At 72.2% G+C, this 16,700-nt stretch carries 10 protein-coding genes; 7 read left to right on the top strand and 3 right to left on the bottom strand.

What is annotated here, in order from left to right:
* The first annotated feature begins 38 nt into the window (after nt 1-38).
* The 7 genes from M2283_RS26270 to M2283_RS26300 all read left to right on the top strand — a co-directional run bounded on the left by M2283_RS26270 (nt 39) and on the right by M2283_RS26300 (nt 11,860).
* The gene (locus M2283_RS26270; protein WP_280878837.1) at nt 39-1,193 is read left to right on the top strand and encodes a diaminopropionate ammonia-lyase; all 1,155 of its coding nucleotides are present in this window, start codon (nt 39-41) and stop codon (nt 1,191-1,193) included.
* A gap of 160 nt (nt 1,194-1,353) precedes the next feature.
* On the top strand, nt 1,354-2,889 hold the full coding sequence (locus M2283_RS26275; RefSeq protein ID WP_280878838.1) for an acyl-CoA carboxylase subunit beta: 1,536 nt from the start codon (nt 1,354-1,356) through the stop codon (nt 2,887-2,889).
* A gap of 73 nt (nt 2,890-2,962) precedes the next feature.
* Nucleotides 2,963-4,705 carry a fatty acyl-AMP ligase gene (locus M2283_RS26280; RefSeq protein WP_280878839.1) on the top strand — a complete coding sequence of 581 codons (1,743 nt, stop codon included), beginning with the start codon at nt 2,963-2,965 and terminating at the stop codon, nt 4,703-4,705.
* Entirely contained in the window at nt 4,702-8,754 is a 4,053-nt protein-coding gene (locus tag M2283_RS26285) for a beta-ketoacyl synthase N-terminal-like domain-containing protein (protein ID WP_280878840.1), read from the top strand. Before M2283_RS26280 ends, M2283_RS26285 begins: the two co-directional genes overlap by 4 nt.
* A gap of 9 nt (nt 8,755-8,763) precedes the next feature.
* Nucleotides 8,764-9,744: an alpha/beta hydrolase gene (locus M2283_RS26290; RefSeq protein ID WP_280878841.1), complete on the top strand. Its 981-nt coding sequence runs from the start codon at nt 8,764-8,766 to the stop codon at nt 9,742-9,744.
* 122 nt (nt 9,745-9,866) lie between these two features.
* Nucleotides 9,867-11,123: a PucR family transcriptional regulator gene (locus M2283_RS26295; RefSeq protein ID WP_280878842.1), complete on the top strand. Its 1,257-nt coding sequence runs from the start codon at nt 9,867-9,869 to the stop codon at nt 11,121-11,123.
* Between the two features lie 95 nt (nt 11,124-11,218).
* Nucleotides 11,219-11,860, top strand: coding sequence for a cutinase family protein (locus tag M2283_RS26300; RefSeq protein ID WP_280878843.1), 642 nt, complete (start codon nt 11,219-11,221; stop codon nt 11,858-11,860).
* 79 nt (nt 11,861-11,939) lie between these two features.
* On the opposite strand, the gene M2283_RS26305 is transcribed toward M2283_RS26300, so the two are convergent.
* From M2283_RS26305 to M2283_RS26315, 3 genes are all read right to left on the bottom strand, one after another.
* Nucleotides 11,940-13,661: a hypothetical protein gene (locus M2283_RS26305; RefSeq protein WP_280878844.1), complete on the bottom strand. Its 1,722-nt coding sequence runs from the start codon at nt 13,659-13,661 to the stop codon at nt 11,940-11,942.
* Nucleotides 13,662-13,843: 182 nt separating this feature from the next.
* Nucleotides 13,844-14,674 (bottom strand): universal stress protein, encoded by an 831-nt coding sequence (locus M2283_RS26310; protein ID WP_280878845.1) that lies wholly within the window; start codon nt 14,672-14,674, stop codon nt 13,844-13,846.
* A 153-nt stretch (nt 14,675-14,827) separates the two neighbouring features.
* On the bottom strand, nt 14,828-16,555 hold the full coding sequence (locus M2283_RS26315; RefSeq protein ID WP_280878846.1) for a GAF domain-containing sensor histidine kinase: 1,728 nt from the start codon (nt 16,553-16,555) through the stop codon (nt 14,828-14,830).
* Nucleotides 16,556-16,700: the final 145 nt, after the last annotated feature.

The raw sequence follows: 16,700 nt of genomic DNA on the forward strand, positions 1-16,700 counted from the left end.
GCTGGACCAACCATATGGACAGGCCACACGCTGATCGCGTGTCCAAGATTCCTTACGTCTCCAGCAGCCCGACCCCACCGCGCCACCTGCCGTGGTTCGTACGATCCGACGCCAGGACCTGGACCTGTGCGCCGCCCCCGGCCGAGGTGCGGGACTTCCATGCCGAGCAGCCCGGCTACGCGCCCACCGCGCTGGCCGAACTCCCCTCCCTGGCAAGGGAACTCGGGGTCGGTCGGGTGTTCGTCAAGGACGAGTCCTCGCGTCTGGGGCTGCCCGCCTTCAAGGCGTTGGGCGCGTCCTGGGCGGTTCATCGGGTGCTGGCGGAGCGGATGAACGGCGATGGCGGTGGCAGTGGTGGCGGCCAGGTACGGCTGGTCACCGCCACCGACGGCAATCACGGCCGGGCCGTGGCCCGGATGGCGCGGCTGTTCGGGCAGCGTTCCCATGTCTTCGTTCCGCGGGGCGTCCACCCGGCGGCCGTGACCGCCATCGAGGACGAGGGCGCGGTCGTCACGCTGGTTCCGGGCTCCTACGACGAAGCCGTGCGCCGGGCGGCCGACGCGGCGGCGAGCGGGCGGGACACCGTGCTCGTCCAGGACACCGCCTGGCCCGGATACGAGCGGATTCCGGGCTGGATCGTGGAGGGCTACTCCACCCTGTTCGCCGAGATCGACGCGCAGTTGGATGCCGCGGGCGTCGGGTCGCCCGGCCTGGTGGCGGTCCCGGTGGGCGTGGGCTCGCTCGCGCAGGCCGCCGTCGCCCACTACCGCAGCAGGGCGGCCGGGTCCGCGCCGACCGCCCTGTTGTCCGTGGAGCCCGACACCGCGGCCTGCGTCCTGGCCAGCCTCGATCGCCAGGCGCCGGTCAGCGTGCCGACCGGCGCCACCAGCATGGCCGGCCTGAACTGCGGCACCGTCTCCAGCCTGGCGTGGCCGTTTCTACGCGACGGCCTGGACGCCGCCGTCGCGGTCACGGACGCCGACAGCGCCGGTGCCGCACGCGACCTCGCCGCCGTCGATGTCGCCGCGGGACCCTGCGGTGCGGCCGCACTGGCCGGCGCCCGCGCCGCCCTGACCGGCGAGGGCGCCACCGAAAGACGTACCGCTCTGGCCGTCGGTCCCACCTCGACGGTCGTCCTGCTCAGCACCGAGGGCACGGCCGCCAACCCCCACGTCCAGGAAGTCCGGCCCTGACCGCACCCCTTTGTCACCTCAGGACGAACCTCCGTCGCCCAGGACTCAACTCCCGCAAACAGAACCGCCATCACCCAGGTCCACTCTCGAATCGCTGCCATATTCGAGAACCCCTTCGGAGGTGGCTGTGACGCGAGAGGCGACAACATCCCGGGCGACAGTGACACATACGGCGGACCGCACCGCCGAACGCATCACGGACCTGGAACGCCGCCAGGCACAGGCCGTGGCTCCGGCCACGCCGAGAAGACGCGGGGCCTTCGGCGCGCGGGAGCGGATCGAACGGCTGCTGGACGTGGACTCCTTCGCGGAGACCGGCCTGTTCGTGCGCGCCAGATCCACGGGGGACGGCGCCCGCCGCCCCTACGGTGACGGGGTCGTCACCGGATACGGCACGGTCGACGGCCGGCCGGTCTGTGTCTTCGCCCAGGACTCCACGGTCTTCGGCGGCAGTATGGGCGAGGCGTTCGGCGAGAAGACCGTGGCCCTCATGGACCTCGCCCTCAAGACCGGCTGCCCCGTCATCGGCCTCAACGACTCCGGCGGCGCCCGCATCCAGGAAGGCGTCGCATCGCTCGCCCTCTACGCCGAGTTGGTGCGCCGCAACGTGAAGGCGTCCGGGGTGATCCCGCAGATCTCGGTCATCCTCGGGCCGTGCGCGGGCGGCGCCGCGTACTCCCCTGCCATCACCGACTTCACGGTCATGGTGGACGGCGCCTCGCACATGTTCGTCACGGGTCCCGACGTCATCGAGGCGGTCACCGGCGAGCACACCACCGCCGAGGATCTGGGCGGCGCCCGCACCAGCAACTCCGTGAACGGCAACGCCCACTTCCTCGCCACCGACGAGGAGGACGCCCTCGACACCGTACGCGACCTGCTGTCGTACCTGCCCGCCAACAACCTGGACCGGCCCCCGCAGTACGCGCCCGGGTCGGCGCCCGTCGGGGACGGGCTCGACGAGGTCGTGCCCGACCGGACCGGTCAGGCCTACGACATGCGCGACATCCTCCAGGCGGTGGTCGACGACGGTGAACTCCTGTACGTGCAGGAGCTGTTCGCGCCGAACATCATCTGTGCCCTGGCACGCGTCGAAGGCAACAGTGTCGGCGTCGTCGCCAATCAGCCGCTGCACTCGGCCGGTGTCCTCGACATCGACGCCTCCGAGAAGGCGGCGCGTTTCGTACGGTTCTGCGACGCGTTCGGTATCCCGCTGCTGACCTTCGCCGACGTCCCCGGCTACCTCTCCGGCGTCCGTCAGGAGCGGGCTGGCATCATCCGGCGCGGCGCCAAACTCCTGTACGCGTACGCCGAGGCGACCGTCCCGAAGGTCACCGTGGTCGTGCGCAAGGCGTACGGCGGTGGGTACGCTGTGATGGGCTCCAAGCACCTCGGCGCCGACGTCAACCTCGCCTGGCCCACGGCGCGTATCGCCGTCATGGGCGCGGAGGGCGCCGTCGGCGTGCTGCACCGGCGTGAACTCGCCGCCGCGGACGACCCCGAGGCACTGCGCGCCCAGTTGATCGCCACCTACGAGTCCACCCACGGGACCCCGTACCTCGCCGCCGAACGCGGGTACGTCGACGCGGTGATCTCCCCGCGCGACACCCGCGCCCACCTCTGCCGTGCCCTGCGCACGCTGCGCGGCAAACGCGCCCCGATGCCGGAGCGCCGGCACGGCAACATCCCGCTCTGACCGCACCCACCGCACCACCGCTCTGATCCGCCCGACTCGCCGGCCGACACCGCGATGTGAGGAGCCACGCCCGATGGACAGCCGCCGCCCCCCGCTCGCGCCCGCGTACCGGACTCTGCCCGACCACGTGCGGCACTGGGCCGAAACCACCCCGGACCGACGGGCGTTCACCTTCGTCGACCACCCCGCCCCACAGTCGCGCGGAGTGCACCGCACCCTCACCTGGCAGCGACTGGACCTGCGGGTAAGGGCGTTGGCCGCCCGGCTCGCCGAGCAGGCCCAACCCGGGTCACGGGTCGCCCTGTTGTGCCCGCAGGGGACGGACTACATCACCGGTTTCCTGGCCGCGCTGACCGCCGGGATGGTCGCCGTACCGCTGTACCCGCCCGGTCTGCCGGGGCACGGGGACCGGCTCGTCGGGGTGTTGGCCGACGCCCGCCCCGCGGTCGTGGTGACCACCGGCCGCATCCTGGAGGAGGTCACGGACTTCTGCGAGCGCGCGCACGTGGCGGTCCTCGTGGCGGACCAGGTGCCCGACGCCGCCGCCCGGGACTGGCAGGCGCCCGCGCTGGACCCCGCCGCGACCGCCTATCTGCAGTACACCTCCGGATCCACCCGCGCTCCGGCGGGAGTTGAGATCACTCACGCCAACGTCGTCGCCAACGCCCGCCAGGCGCTCGGTGCTTACCGAGCCGACGTGCACCCGGCGACCTGCGTGGGCTGGCTGCCGCTCTACCACGACATGGGGCTCGTGCTGAGCGTCGCGGCGCCCGTCGTACGGGGCCTGTTGTCGGTGCTCATGGACCCGGCCGCGTTCCTGCACGAACCGGCGCGCTGGTTACGGCTGTTGGCCGCGCATCCGCGTGCGTTGAGCGCCGCGCCCAACTTCGCCTACGACTACTGCACTTCGGTGGTCACCGAGGCGCAGAAGGCGGAGCTGCGGCTGGGCGGTGTCGCCGCGTTGATCAACGGCAGTGAGCCCGTGCGGCCCGGCACCGTCGAGCGTTTCCACGCCGCGTTCGCCGCACAGGGGCTACCGGCGGAGGTGCACTGTCCGTCGTATGGGCTCGCGGAGGCCACCGTCTTCGTCAGCGCCGCCCGCCCGGGCGAGCCGCTCAACCGGTTCGCCCTGGACCGTGACGCCCTCGCCACCGGAAAGGCCCTGCCCGCGCGGCCCGACGACCCCAGGGCCGTGCTCCTGGCCGGGTGCGGGACTCCGGCGGGCCAGCGGGTCCGTATCGTCGATCCCGTCTCCCACGCCGTCATGGCCGAGGGGGAGGTCGGCGAGATCTGGGTGCAAGGGCCCAACGTGGGGCGCGGCTACTGGAACAACGAGCCCCAGACACAGCGCGTCTTCGGCGCCACGCTTGGCAAGGACGCCCCGGGCGGCTGGCTGCGCACCGGCGATCTGGGGACGATCCTGAGCGGGCAGCTGATCGTCACCGGCCGGCTCAAGGACCTCATCGTCGTCGACGGCCGCAACCACTATCCGCAGGACGTGGAGGCCACCGCGCAGGACGCGCATCCGGCCGTGCGGCGCGACCGGCTCGCCGCGTTCGGTGTGCCGGGCGGCGGGGGCGAGCGGGTGGTGGTCGTGGCCGAGCACGCGCGGACCACCGACCTCGCCGACATCGACGTACCGTCCCTGGCACGGGCCGTGCGCGCGGCCGTCTCCGCCCGGCACGGGCTGCGGCTCGCCGACGTCGTCCTGGTCGCGCCGGGCGCCGTGCCCCGGACCTCCAGCGGCAAGGTGTCACGAGCCCTGACCCGCGCCCGGTATCTGGAGGGCGCGTACGCGGCGGAGACCGCGGTATGACGGCCACCGGCGGAGACCGCGGCGCGAACTCCGCCGACGGAGAACGCGGTACGAGGGCCGCCGACGCGAAAGCCCTGCGCCGCCGGATCGCGGAACTGGTCGCCGAGTGGAACGGCACCCCCGTCGACGACGTCCCGATGGACCGGCCGTTGGCCGACCTCGGCATGTCCTCGCGGGACGCGGTCGTGCTGGCCGGCGAGCTGTCCCTGCTGACCGGCCGCGAGTTGCCCGCGACCCTGGTGTGGGAAGCGCCCACCGGGGACGCGCTGGTGATGCAACTGTGTGATGCGGCCCAGCAGTTCACCCAGACCTCGTCCGGCGCCCCTCCCCCGGGGGCGCCGGGCGAGCCCGTCGCGATCATCGGCGTCGGCTGCCGGCTGCCCGGCGGGGTGCACGGCCCGGGCGACTACTGGCAGTTGCTGGTCGACGGGGTCGACGCCATCAGACGCGTCCCCGAGGACAGATGGGGCGACTTCACGGCGTTCGCGCCCGCCGACGCCCCCGCGTACGGCGGCTACCTCGATGACATCGCCGGGTTCGACGCCGACTTCTTCCGCATCACCCCGCGCGAGGCCGCGGTGATGGACCCCCAGCAGCGGATCCTCCTGGAGGTCGTCCGCGAGACCCTCGACCACGCCGCGGTCCCCGCAGCCGCCTTGGCAGGTACGACCACTGGCATCTACGTCGGTGTCTCGGCCCCGGAGTACGGACAACTCACCGGCGCGTACGCCGACGCCGTCGATCCCTGGGCCCCGGCGGGCGCGGCGCTCAGTGTGGCGGCGGGCCGACTGGCGTACGTCCTCGACACCCGCGGGCCGAGCATGGCCGTCGACACCGCCTGTTCCTCCTCGCTGGTCGCCCTGCATCACGCCTGCGTCAGCCTGCGCACCGGCGAGAGCGACACGGCGATCGCCGCCGGCGTCAACGTCCTGCTGTCGCCCTCCGTCGGCGTCGCCTTCGAACGAGCGGGCGCACTCGCACCGGACGGACGCTGCAAACCGTTCTCGACGGCGGCCGACGGCATCGGGCGTGGTGAGGGCTGCGCGGCAGTGCTGTTGAAGCGGCTCTCCGACGCGGAACGGGACGGCGACCGCGTCCTCGCCGTGATCCGGGCGACCGCCGTGAACTCCGACGGCCGCTCCAACGGTCTCCTGGCCCCCAACCCTGCCGCCCAGCAAGCCCTGTTGGCCACCGTGTACGCGCGGTCCGGGCTGACCCCGGCCCACGTCGACTACGTCGAGGCCCACGGCACCGGCACCCCGCTCGGTGACCCGATCGAGGCGGGCGCGCTCGGCACGGTACTTGGCGCGGACCGTGACCTCGAACAGCCCTTGCTGCTCGGCTCCGTGAAAGGAAATCTCGGTCACCTGGAATGTGCGGCCGGCCTCACCGGTCTCGTGAAAACGGTCCTCGCGCTCCACCACGACCTCGTCCCGCCGTCGTTGCACGGCAACGGCAGCGCCCTGGCGGACCCACGGCTGCGCGTGGTGACCGAGCCCGAACCGTGGCCCCGCTACAGCGGCACAGCCACCGCCGGGATCTCAGGCTTCGGGTTCGGCGGCACCAACGCCCATGCCGTACTGGAGGAATGGCGACCCGGAGTCCTCCCGCCACCCCCGGCCGAACAGCCGGCCCCCCGTCTCCACCTCCACCTCCTCTCCGACGTCGACACCGAACGGGTGCGGGACACCGCGGCCCGCCTCGCCGCGTGGCTCCGGACACCCGAAGGCAGCACCGCCCGCCCCGCCGACGTGGCTCGCACACTCGCGGGACGTGCGGGACGCGGGCCCGTACGCGCCGCCGTCGTCGCCCGCGACGGGGCCGAACTGGCGGACGCGCTGGGCGCGTTGGCGCAGGGCGGCCGAGATGTCCGGGTGTCGACCGGCGACCGCGATCTCGTGGGGCGCGGCTCGGTGTGGGTGTTCTCCGGGTACGGGAGCCAGTGGCCCGGCATGGGTCGCCGGCTGCTGGCCGAGGAACCGGCCTTCGCCGCCGCCGTGGAGAAACTCGACGCACAACTGGCGGGCGAGTTCGGCTTCTCCTTCCATGAGCACCTGGCTTCCGGCGGAGATCTCGACCGCCTCGACGTCTCCCAGCCCGTGCTGTTCGGCGTGCAGTTGGCTCTCGCCGAGCTGTGGCGTTCGTACGGCGTCGAACCGGTCGCCGTGATCGGCCACTCCATGGGCGAGGTGGCCGCCGCCGTCTGTGCGGGCGCGTTGGACGTGGCGGACGCGGCTCGCGTCATCACCGCGCGGGCCCGGCTGCTCAGCGGGCTGCACGGCGGTGCGATGGCCGTCGTGGATCTGGAGGAGGCTGAACTGCCCTCCCTGGAGGGGGACTTCCCCGGAGTGCAGGTCGCCGTCCACTCCTCGCCCCGGCAGAAGGTCGTCACCGGCGACGAGTTGGCGGTCACCCTGCTGGTGCGCCATCTTGAGGAGCGAGGACGTGCCGCCCGGGCCATGCGGGTCGTCGGCGCCGGACACTCGTCCCAGGTGGACCCGCTGCTGCCGGAACTGACCGAGGCCCTCTCGGACGTCCGGGGTCGGCCTCCCCGTATCCCCGTCTACTCCACCGTCCTCGACGACCCGCGCGGCGACTGCGCGTTCGACGCCGACCACTGGGCCGCCAACCTGCGTCGGCCGGTGCGTCTGGATCGGGCCCTCGCGGCAGCCGCGGCCGACGGTCACACCGCCTTCGTCGAGATCTCGCCGCATCCGGTCCTGGCCAGGTCGGTCGCCGAGAACGTGCCCGGAGCGCTGGCGGTGGGCTCACTGCGTCGCGACGCGGACGGATCAGCCGCGTTTCTCTCGGAGTTGGGCGCTCTGTGCGTGGCGGGTCTGGCCCTGCCGACGCCGGCCGGCCGGGTCATCGACCTTCCTGTACCGCGTTGGCGGCACGTCCGGTACTGGTGGACCGACGGCCGGGCACCCGTCGCGGCGCCCACAACTGCCCGTTGGGTCGAGCCCACAGCGCCGGCGAGCGAGGCAGCGACCTCGGTGGCCGCCCGCCTGAGCCAGCACATCGCCACCGTCACCGGCCATCCGGCGGCCCGCATCACACCCGCCACGGCGCTGGCCGACCTCGGCCTGGACTCCCTGATGGCCGTCCGCATCCGCACCGCCCTGGAACGCGACTTCGGCATCGAACTGACCCTCCGCGACCTGTTCGACGCGACCACGGTCGCCGAACTGGCCACTCAGGTAAGGCAGTTGACCGACACACCTTCCTCCCTTCGCACGCTCCACAAAGGCGGCACGCACTCGCCGCTCTTCCTGTTCCACGCCGCCGGCGGATCCACCGATGTCTACCGCGCACTCGCCGAACGACTGGGCGAGGACCGGTCGGTGCACGGTCTGGACCGGATCGAGGACGCCGGAACCGTGCCGGAGAAGGCACGCCAATACGCCGAGGCAATCGCCGCCACTCATCCCAACGGCCCTTGCGTGCTCGGGGGTTGGTCGTTCGGCGGCTTCGTCGCACAGGAGACGGCACGGCAACTCACCGCCGCCGGACGGGACGTAGAACTCGTCGTGCTCATCGATTCCGTACGCCCTCTCCCCCGGCCCGGCCGCACGCCCGCGGATCGCATCCGCGCGCACCTCACGGGTTTCGCCCGACACGTCGCCGACGCCTACGGAGTCCAACTACCGCTGCCGTACGACGAACTCGTGGCGATGGACGACGACCGCGAGCGCATCGACCTCGTGCTGCGGACCTTGCGCGAGGTCGCCGAGGTGCCGCCCGCCGCGCTGGAACACCAGCGTGCCTCCTACCTGGACCTGCGGATCGGCGAGGCCCACCGGCCGGAGCGGTACGACGGTCCCGTGGTCCTGTACCGGGCCACCGAACCGGCTCCGCACACCGTGCGCGACCCGGCGTACGAACGGGACGACGACGCGCTCGGCTGGGACGAGCTGTGCCCGCGTCTGACGGTCGTACCGGTGGCGGGCCACCACCTGTCGCTGCTCGACCCGCCCTACGTCGACGAGATCGCCGCCCATCTTCGGCGGGTGCTCGCCTCGCCGGGCGGACCCGCCGAACCGGACTGAGGAGCCGCCATGCCGCACCATCCCGCCGGAACCAACGGAGCCGCCCGAACCTCCGGAGCCTCCGGAATGTCCCGCCGCGCCGTCACCAAGGCCGCCGCGGCCACGGGTCTGGCCGCCCTGTTCGGCGTCACCGCCGGCGCCGGACGCGCCCGGGCGGCCACCCGGGTCGGGGCGCGCACCTTCGACGTGTCCGTGTCCTCCGACGCGCTGGGCCGCAGCGCGCCGGTGCGGCTGATCCTGCCGTCGGGCTTCGACGCGCAGACCGGTCGGACGTATCCCGTCCTGTATCTGCTGCACGGCGCCCACGACGACTACACCTCCTGGACCCGGGAGACGGACATCGAGGCCTTCACCGCGGGCCGCGACCTGATCGTGGCCATGCCGGACGCGGGCCCGACCGGCATCCCCAGCGCCTGGCGCGGCGGACCCGACTACGAGGCCTTCCAGGTCCAGGAGGTACCGGCACTGCTCGCCCGTGACTACCGCGCGTCCGGCGTGCGGGCCGTCGCGGGCGTGTCCACCGGAGGTTACGGCGCGATGGCGCACGCGGCCCGCCACCCGGGCGCGTTCACCGCGGCCGCCTCCTACAGCGGCATCCTCGACACCACGGCCCTGGGCGTGCCGCCCCTCGTCGACGCCATCGTGGCCCGCGAGAACCTGGCGCCCAGCTCCCTCTGGGGCAATCCGATTTTCGGCGCCCTGACTTGGCGCGACTTCAATCCGCGCGCCCGTGCCACCGGGCTGCGCGGCACACCTCTGTACGTGTCCGGCGGCAGCGGTGTGGTCGGCGGGATCGGCGATTGGCTGCCGGAGGCGTTGGAGAGTCTGCTGTGGCCCTCCGCGCACCTGTTCACCGACACCCTCGCGCTGCTCGGCATCCCCGTGACCACCCACTACTACGCGGGAGGAGGGCACAGCTGGGCCTACTGGAAAGGGGAGTTCACGGCCTCATGGCCGATGCTCGCCCGTGCGCTGGGGCTGCCGGAGTGATGTCGGTGCCGCCGGGGCACGGAACGGAGCGCAGGGGACGCCCGTCCAACACAGGACGTCCCCCTCATCCCACGGGCAACGGCCCGTGGGTGAGTCGCCTCCGGGGGAAAGGAGCGTCCGTCGTGGCTGTCCCCACCCCGCGCGGAGTACCCATCGAACCCGGGCCCGTCTCGATTCCGCCCGACCTGGCCGAGCTGCTGCGCGCCCAACTCCCGGTCGTCGCCGACGAGGTGGCGGAGGTGGTCCGCAATCAGGTCCCCGAGTACGCGCGGCCGGCCGACGGGACCAATCGCGAGAACCTCCGGTCCGGGGTGGTGCAGGCGCTCACGCTGTTCGTCGACCACATCGCGGACCCGCGCGCCAAGGGCGTTGCGATGGCGGCGACCTACTACGAGGAACTCGGGCGCGGTGAGGCCCTGGAGGGCCGCAGTCTGGACGCGCTGCAGTCCGCGTTACGCGTGGGCGGCATGCACGCCTGGCGGCTGATGGGCCGTACGGCGGAGGAACTCGGGCTGGATTCGGCGGTGGTGGCCACGCTCGGGGAGCTGGCGTTCCGGACCGTGCACGAGGTGGCGGAGGCGGCGGCGGCCGGTTTCGCGGAGGCGCAGTCGCACAGTACGGGCGAGTTGGAGCGGCGGCGCAGACGGCTGCTCGATCTGCTGCTCGGCGAGGGGCCGGTGCTCGCGGAGGCGGTGCAGGATCTGGCGCACGGCGCGCGGTGGCGGGTGCCTTCGAAAGTCGCCGTGATCGCGTTGGCGGGCCCGGCCGACCCGCGCTCGGAGGACCGGCCGCCGACGATGCCCGGCGCGCTGGTGGACATGGAGTCGCGGCCGCCGCGCGTGCTGGTGCCGGACCCGGAGGGCTACGGCCGGTTCGGGGGCCGGTCGTTCGTCCTGGGCCTCGGTGGCCGTCCGGCGGCGATCGGTCCCACGGTCCCGGTCAACGAGGCGGCGCGGTCGCTGCGTTGGGCCACGCGGGCGTTGGGGCTGATGGGCCGCGGGGTGCTGCCCCGGCAGGGCGTGGTGCTGTGCGCCGACCACCTGTCGACCCTGTTGCTGCACAGCGACGAGCCGCTGCTCGCCCAGTTGGAGGCACGGGCCCTCGCGCCGCTCGACGCCGCCTCCGAGGGCCAACGCGCGCGGCTGGCCGAGACGTTGCTCGCCTGGTTGCTCAGCGGCAGCAACGTTCCCGACGTCGCCGCCCGCCTCCACATCCATCCGCAGACGGTCCGCTATCGCCTGCGTCAGCTGGAGAAGCTTTTCGGCGACTCCCTGCACTCCCCCGACACCCGCCTGAACCTCATCCTCGCGCTGCGCTCGGCATCATCGCGAGAAGAGGGCGACGACTCACGACCCGACAAAAACAAAGGGAACTTCTGAATTCCCGTCCATAACACCCCGCCAGACACTGCGAATACCTTCGGGATGTCCTTTCCACAGGCGCGCGTCGCGCGCCCCACCCTCAAAGGATTCCCATGCGTATCCGCTTATGCCTCGCCGCGCTCTCATTGGTCGGCGGAGCCGGACTGGCCACCCTCACCGCACCCACGGCATCCGCCGCCGCCTGCTCGGACATCGACGTCGTGGCGGCGCGCGGCACCTTCGAACCGGGCACACTCGGCCTGATCGTCGGCGACCCGGTGTTCTCCGCGCTCCAGAAGAAAATCACGGGCAAGAGTCTGTCCAGCTACGCGGTGAACTACCCCGCCGACCTTTCCCTGACATCAGCCGCGCAGGGAAACGCGGATGTGGTGAACCACGTCAACGCGCAAGCGTCCGCCTGCCCCAGTCAGCGTTTCATTCTCGTCGGCTATTCGCAGGGCGCGAACGTCGTCGACAACTCCGTAGGAATCAGCAGCGCCGGCGCGGTGGTGGGCAGCCCGATCGTGGCGACCATCCCCACCGCGGTCGAGCCGAAAGTCGCCGCGGTGCTGCTGTTCGGCAACCCGATCCGCGCCCTCGGCAAGAGCGTCACCGGCACCTACCAGAGCCGCACCATCGACTTCTGTGCCAACGGTGACCCCATCTGCCAGAACGGCGGGACCGACGTAGGGGCGCACCTCGGCTACACCGCGAACGCCGACGCGGCGGCCACGTTCGCCGCGGGCAAGGTCTGACCCGCAGCAACGCCGTAGGGCCCGGGAGTCGATCCTCCCGGGCCCTTCCGGCGTGTGGGGACGCCGAGTTGAGGGACGGTTACTTGGGTGAGCGTGCGAACGCCGCGAGGCTGCTGGACACGACCTCGGGCCGGCCGTCGTTCTGGACCGGCGCGGCCGTCAGTACGTCGAGGTGCTGGTAGCCGGGCGCGATCACGGGATGCAGGTCGGCCGGGATGTGACCCGCGAGCAGTCCGTCGCCCGCGAGCACGGTGAGCGTCGGATTGGCCGTCAACCCCTCAGGGTGTGCGACGAGTTGCTTCACCTGCGGTGACGTGGCCAGCTCGATGTCGGTGACCAGCTTGGTCGGGAAGTACTGCTCGGTGAAGTCCAACGGCTGCTCCCCCATGCTGCGGGCCAGCTCATGGATGTCGGTGACCTCCTTGCCCGCGTTGGTGAACGGGGTGCCGTCGGCCGACCGGTACCCGGGGTCGTCGGCGTCGCCGACACGGTCGTAATCGCGCCAGGTGTAGAGCGGCCCGTGCGGCTGCGCCGGGATGGCCTTGTACTCGACGCCGAACAGCTGCGACTGGTCCGAACCGCCGTTGGCGGCGGGGAAGTTCTTGTCGACGATCGGCCCGCCGTCGAAGAGGCCGACGCTGCTCTGCAGGAACGCCAGGGGTACGGAGTTGTCGTCCATCAGGGCCCCGAGCACGGCGTCGTTGGTGAGCCGGAAGTCCTTCACCGCGGGTGAGCCGGTGAGGAAGGTGGCGGTGTCCTTGGAGAACAGGAAGCGGTTCGTTGCCTCGATGTTGACGTTGGCGGGCAGATAGGACGGCAGGTCCGCCTCGCCGTCCGGATCGCGTACGGCCCCCAGCCCGGTGATGGCCAGCAGGGTCATGGTCTCGGGGTTGAGCAGCACGGGCGCGGACAGCGAGCGCGACAGCAACCCGCTGTCGAGCCCGGCCTGTACGACCCCGTAGCCGAGGCCGATGTCAGGCAGGTTGGTGTCGTCCGGGATGCTGCCGCTCAGGTCCGCCAGCGAGGTGGAGACCGTCGTGTCGAGGGCGAAGTACCCGGCGCACTGGTTCTGCCCGGCGTCGGCCGTGGTGGCGGGGTTCCCGTCGAAGTCGGCCGCCGCGAAGTACCCGGTGATCACGCCTCCGAGCGAGTGACCGCCGCACAGCACCTTGCTCTTACGCACGCTCCGATCGGGCAACTCGGCGACGAGCAGGTCGTATTCGTCCCGTACGGTCTGTTCGATGCCGAGTTTGGCCATCCAGCCGAGCTGGTCGTTGCCGACGAACCCGGCGAAGGTCCGGCCGCCGACCTGCTTGCCTCGGTAGTAGTAGTCGACGGCGGTGTGCTGGTCGCCCGAGGCGATGCCGGTCGGGTCCTCCAGGCAGTTGGAGCGCCGGTCCAGCGCCCAGAACTCGATGTGCCGCCCCTGCGCGGCGGCTTGGGCGACGGTGTTGCGGGCGACGCTGTCGAACGCTCCGGCCCCCTCCAGGATGCCCGGCTGGGCCACGAGGATCCGGTCGGCGTCGGCCGACGCGCGTGGCCCGTCGGCGGCGCGGTAGCGCAGATACGACAGCCAGTCGCACGGCCCCGGACGGGCGCCGAACGACTGCGGCAACGGCACCTTCACCCGCACCACCGACTCGGCCACGCCGTCCGCCGGATGGGTCGACGTCACGGGGGTCTCGGTACGCGCACTCTCTCCCTGGGCCTGCGGGGCGGCTGCGGTGAGCATCCCGGCGGTCAGCAGCACCGCCAGCGCGGCACCGCGCCACGTCCTTTCTCTGCTGCGACTCGTCTTCATGGCCGGACCGTAGGGCCGCCGAGACGCCGAGCTCAGGCGGTGCTCACAAGAACGCAGCGCTTGCGGATGCCCTTGTCACCGGGCCGCAGAGAACGGACCTGTCATCCGCCGGCCGGTGCGCAGCCACAGACCTCTGCGCAACCGCACTCCGCAGCTCGCCGCCGGACCTGTGCCTCGCCCGCTCACTCCTCTTCCGCGCGGATCACAGCAACCGGGCAGTCCGCGTGGCGCAGTGCCGCACGGCCGACCGGGCTCAACAGCGCACCCGCGAGGCGGCCCCGGTCGCGCGAGCCGACCACGACGAGCTGTGCCCGGGTGCTCACCTCGACGAGCGCCCGGCAGAGCCCGCCGCGGACGCGGGCGCGGACTCGGACGCGGTGCATGGTGACGTCCGGATACTTCTCGCTGAGCAGGGAGAGCGTGTCGGAGAAGCCGGTGCGCGACCGACTGTTCCACGCGGTCGTCCTGTCGAGCACGACCAGGTTCGCGCCACGGGCCGACGCCTCGGCGTAGGCGAACTCCGCCGCTGCCGGGACCTCTTGTGCGTGACCGCCGGCCAGCACGACGGGACCGGTCGGGTCGGGCCTGCCGCGCACCACCAGCACCGGAGTACGCCCATGGGCTGCCAACTGCCCGGCGACCGAGTCGGGTCGCAGCGCGCCGGACCTCCCCGGCAGACGGCTGCCGACCACGACGAGCGACGCCTCACGGCACTGGGACTCCAGCACCGCCACGGGGGAACCCACGAGGACTTCGTGCGTCACACGGACCTGAGGGGCGGCCCGATGGGCCCATCCCTCGGCCTCGGTCAACGCGCCCTTCGCCACCCGGCCCGCTCCGGCTCCGCCCTGATCCCAGGGTGGAACACCGCGTGGCACATGGGCCGACGGCCACGCGAAGGCGTGCGCCAACCGGAGTTCCACCCCGCTGCGGTCGGCCTCCTGGGCCGCGGCCTCCACCGCCGCCCTCCCCGACTGCGAGCCATCGACTCCCACCACGACCTGACCGCTCATGACGGACTCCCTTCCCTCGCGCTGTCCCGGAACCTGGGTGCCTCCTCCCCAGGCCTCAAGACTCGCCCTCGGCGCCGCACCCTCGACAGGGCCGGTCGGGTCCCTCAAGCAGGCCGTCCGGCCCCGCCTACGGGTCGAACCGTCCGTGCCCCGCTACTCCGTCGGCACCGGCACCCACCACACCAGCGTGGTACCACCACCGTCAGGACCGCTCAACTCCAGCTCCCCGCCCAGCTGTTGGGCCCGCTCCGCCATGTTCCGCAGCCCGCTGCGGCGACCGTCGGCCGCGATGCCGACGCCGTTGTCGGTGACCGTCAGGCAGATCCGGTGAGCGCCGGCCGTGAGGGAGACGTCGGCACGGCCGGCGTGAGCGTGCCGGGCGATGTTGGTGAGGGCCTCGGAGAGTACGGCGATCAGATGGTCGGCGATCTCGCGCGGCACCCGGGTCTCCACCAGCCCCTCCATCCGCACGCTGGGCGCGAAGCCCAGCACCGGTGCCGCCTTGCCCACGACCCGCACGGCACGCGCCCGGAGGCCGTCCCCGCCGGTGCCTTCCCGTGAGCGCAACCCGAAGATCGTAGACCTGATGATCTTGATGGTCTCGTCGAGGTCGTCCACCGCGCGCACCACGCGCTCGGCGGCCTCGGGGTGGTCGATGAAGCGGCTCGTGCTCTGCAGGGTCATACCGGTGGCGAAGAGCCGTTGGATAGCGAGGTCGTGCAGGTCGCGGGCGATGCGGTCGCGGTCCTGGAGCACCGCGATCTGTTCGGCGTCCGTACGCCTCTGGGCCAGTTCCATCGCGATGGCCGCCTGCGCGGCGAAGGCCCGCAGGGTCTCGGTCTCCGTCGCCGAGAAGGGCTGCCGCCCGGTTTCGCGCGCCAGCAGGACCACGCCGCGCGCGCCCGTCGCGCTCGTGCCGATGGGCATGGCCACGGCGGGGCCGAGTCCCCCGAAGCGCGGTGGATCCAGGGAGATGCGACCGTCGTGGCTCACGTCCGCGCTGGTGACGGGGGCGGCGCCGGAGAAGGCCAGCCCCATCAGACTGCGGTCCATGGACAGGACGAGCCCCTGGTGGGCTTCGGCGTCCAGCCCGACGGCGATCTCCACCGCCAGCGATCCGGTGTCCTCCATCGGCAGCGCGACCGCCGTAAGCGCGGAGCCCGTGATCTCGCCGGCCCGCTCGGCGATCAGGGCGAGGATCTCGGTACGGGAGACGCCGGACATCAGGTTGTGGGTGATCTCCGCGTTCGCCCGCAGCCAGCGTTCCCGCAGCCGGGACTCCTCGTACAGCCGGGCGTTGTCGATCGCGACACCGGCCGCCACGGCCAGGGTGGACAGGACCGACTCGTCCTCGTCGTCGAACTGTGCGCCGCCGCGCTTCTCGGTGAGGTAGAGGTTGCCGTAGATCTGGTCGCGTACGCGGATGGGAACGCCGAGGAAGGTGTTCATCGGCGGGTGGTTGGGCGGGAAGCCGTACGAGGCCGGGTGCTCGGAGATCTTCACCAGCCGCAGCGGCTCGGGACGGCGGATCAGCTCGCCGAGGATGCCGTAGCCCTGCGGGTACGGGCCGATCCCGGCGATCTGTTCCTCGGTGACCCCGACCGTGTGGAAGGCGGACAGCCACTTGCCGTCGGGACCGATCACGCCGAGTGCCGCGTACTCGGCGTCGACCAGCACCGCGGCGGCCTCGACGATGCCGTGCAGGACCTGCTCCAGCTCCAGTTCCCTGCCGACGGAGAGCACCGCCTCCAGCAGGCTGTGCACCCGGTCACGGGTTCCGCGGGCCGCGTCCAGCCGCGCCTGGAGCTCCTCCAGCAGCTCGTCCAGCTTCAGCTGCGGCAGTCGTATGCGGGCTTCCCGGGGCTCCTCGGGGCTTCCCACCTGTGCCTCCTCCGGCCTGCGGCAGGCTGACGCCCACCGCTCCGGATACGGGTCACGGCTCGCCGACCTGCCGACAGCGTACTGGGCCCGTTCGGCCCCGCACCGGGGACGGACGGACGGCACCTGCCCGGTACGCGCCGAGTTC

Source organism: Streptomyces pseudovenezuelae, assembly GCF_029892565.1.
GTDB classification, from domain to species: domain Bacteria; phylum Actinomycetota; class Actinomycetes; order Streptomycetales; family Streptomycetaceae; genus Streptomyces; species Streptomyces pseudovenezuelae_A.

Bases quoted from the DNA above. Each gene is read 5' to 3' on its own strand.
- M2283_RS26285 (WP_280878840.1), top strand. From the start codon at position 4,702: ATGACGGCCACCGGCGGAGACCGCGGCGCGAACTCCGCCGACGGAGAA.
- M2283_RS26310 (WP_280878845.1), bottom strand. From the start codon at position 14,674: ATGAGCGGTCAGGTCGTGGTGGGAGTCGATGGCTCGCAGTCGGGGAGG.
- M2283_RS26300 (WP_280878843.1), top strand. From the start codon at position 11,219: ATGCGTATCCGCTTATGCCTCGCCGCGCTCTCATTGGTCGGCGGAGCC.
- M2283_RS26290 (WP_280878841.1), top strand. From the start codon at position 8,764: ATGCCGCACCATCCCGCCGGAACCAACGGAGCCGCCCGAACCTCCGGA.
- M2283_RS26305 (WP_280878844.1), bottom strand. From the start codon at position 13,661: ATGAAGACGAGTCGCAGCAGAGAAAGGACGTGGCGCGGTGCCGCGCTG.
- M2283_RS26280 (WP_280878839.1), top strand. From the start codon at position 2,963: ATGGACAGCCGCCGCCCCCCGCTCGCGCCCGCGTACCGGACTCTGCCC.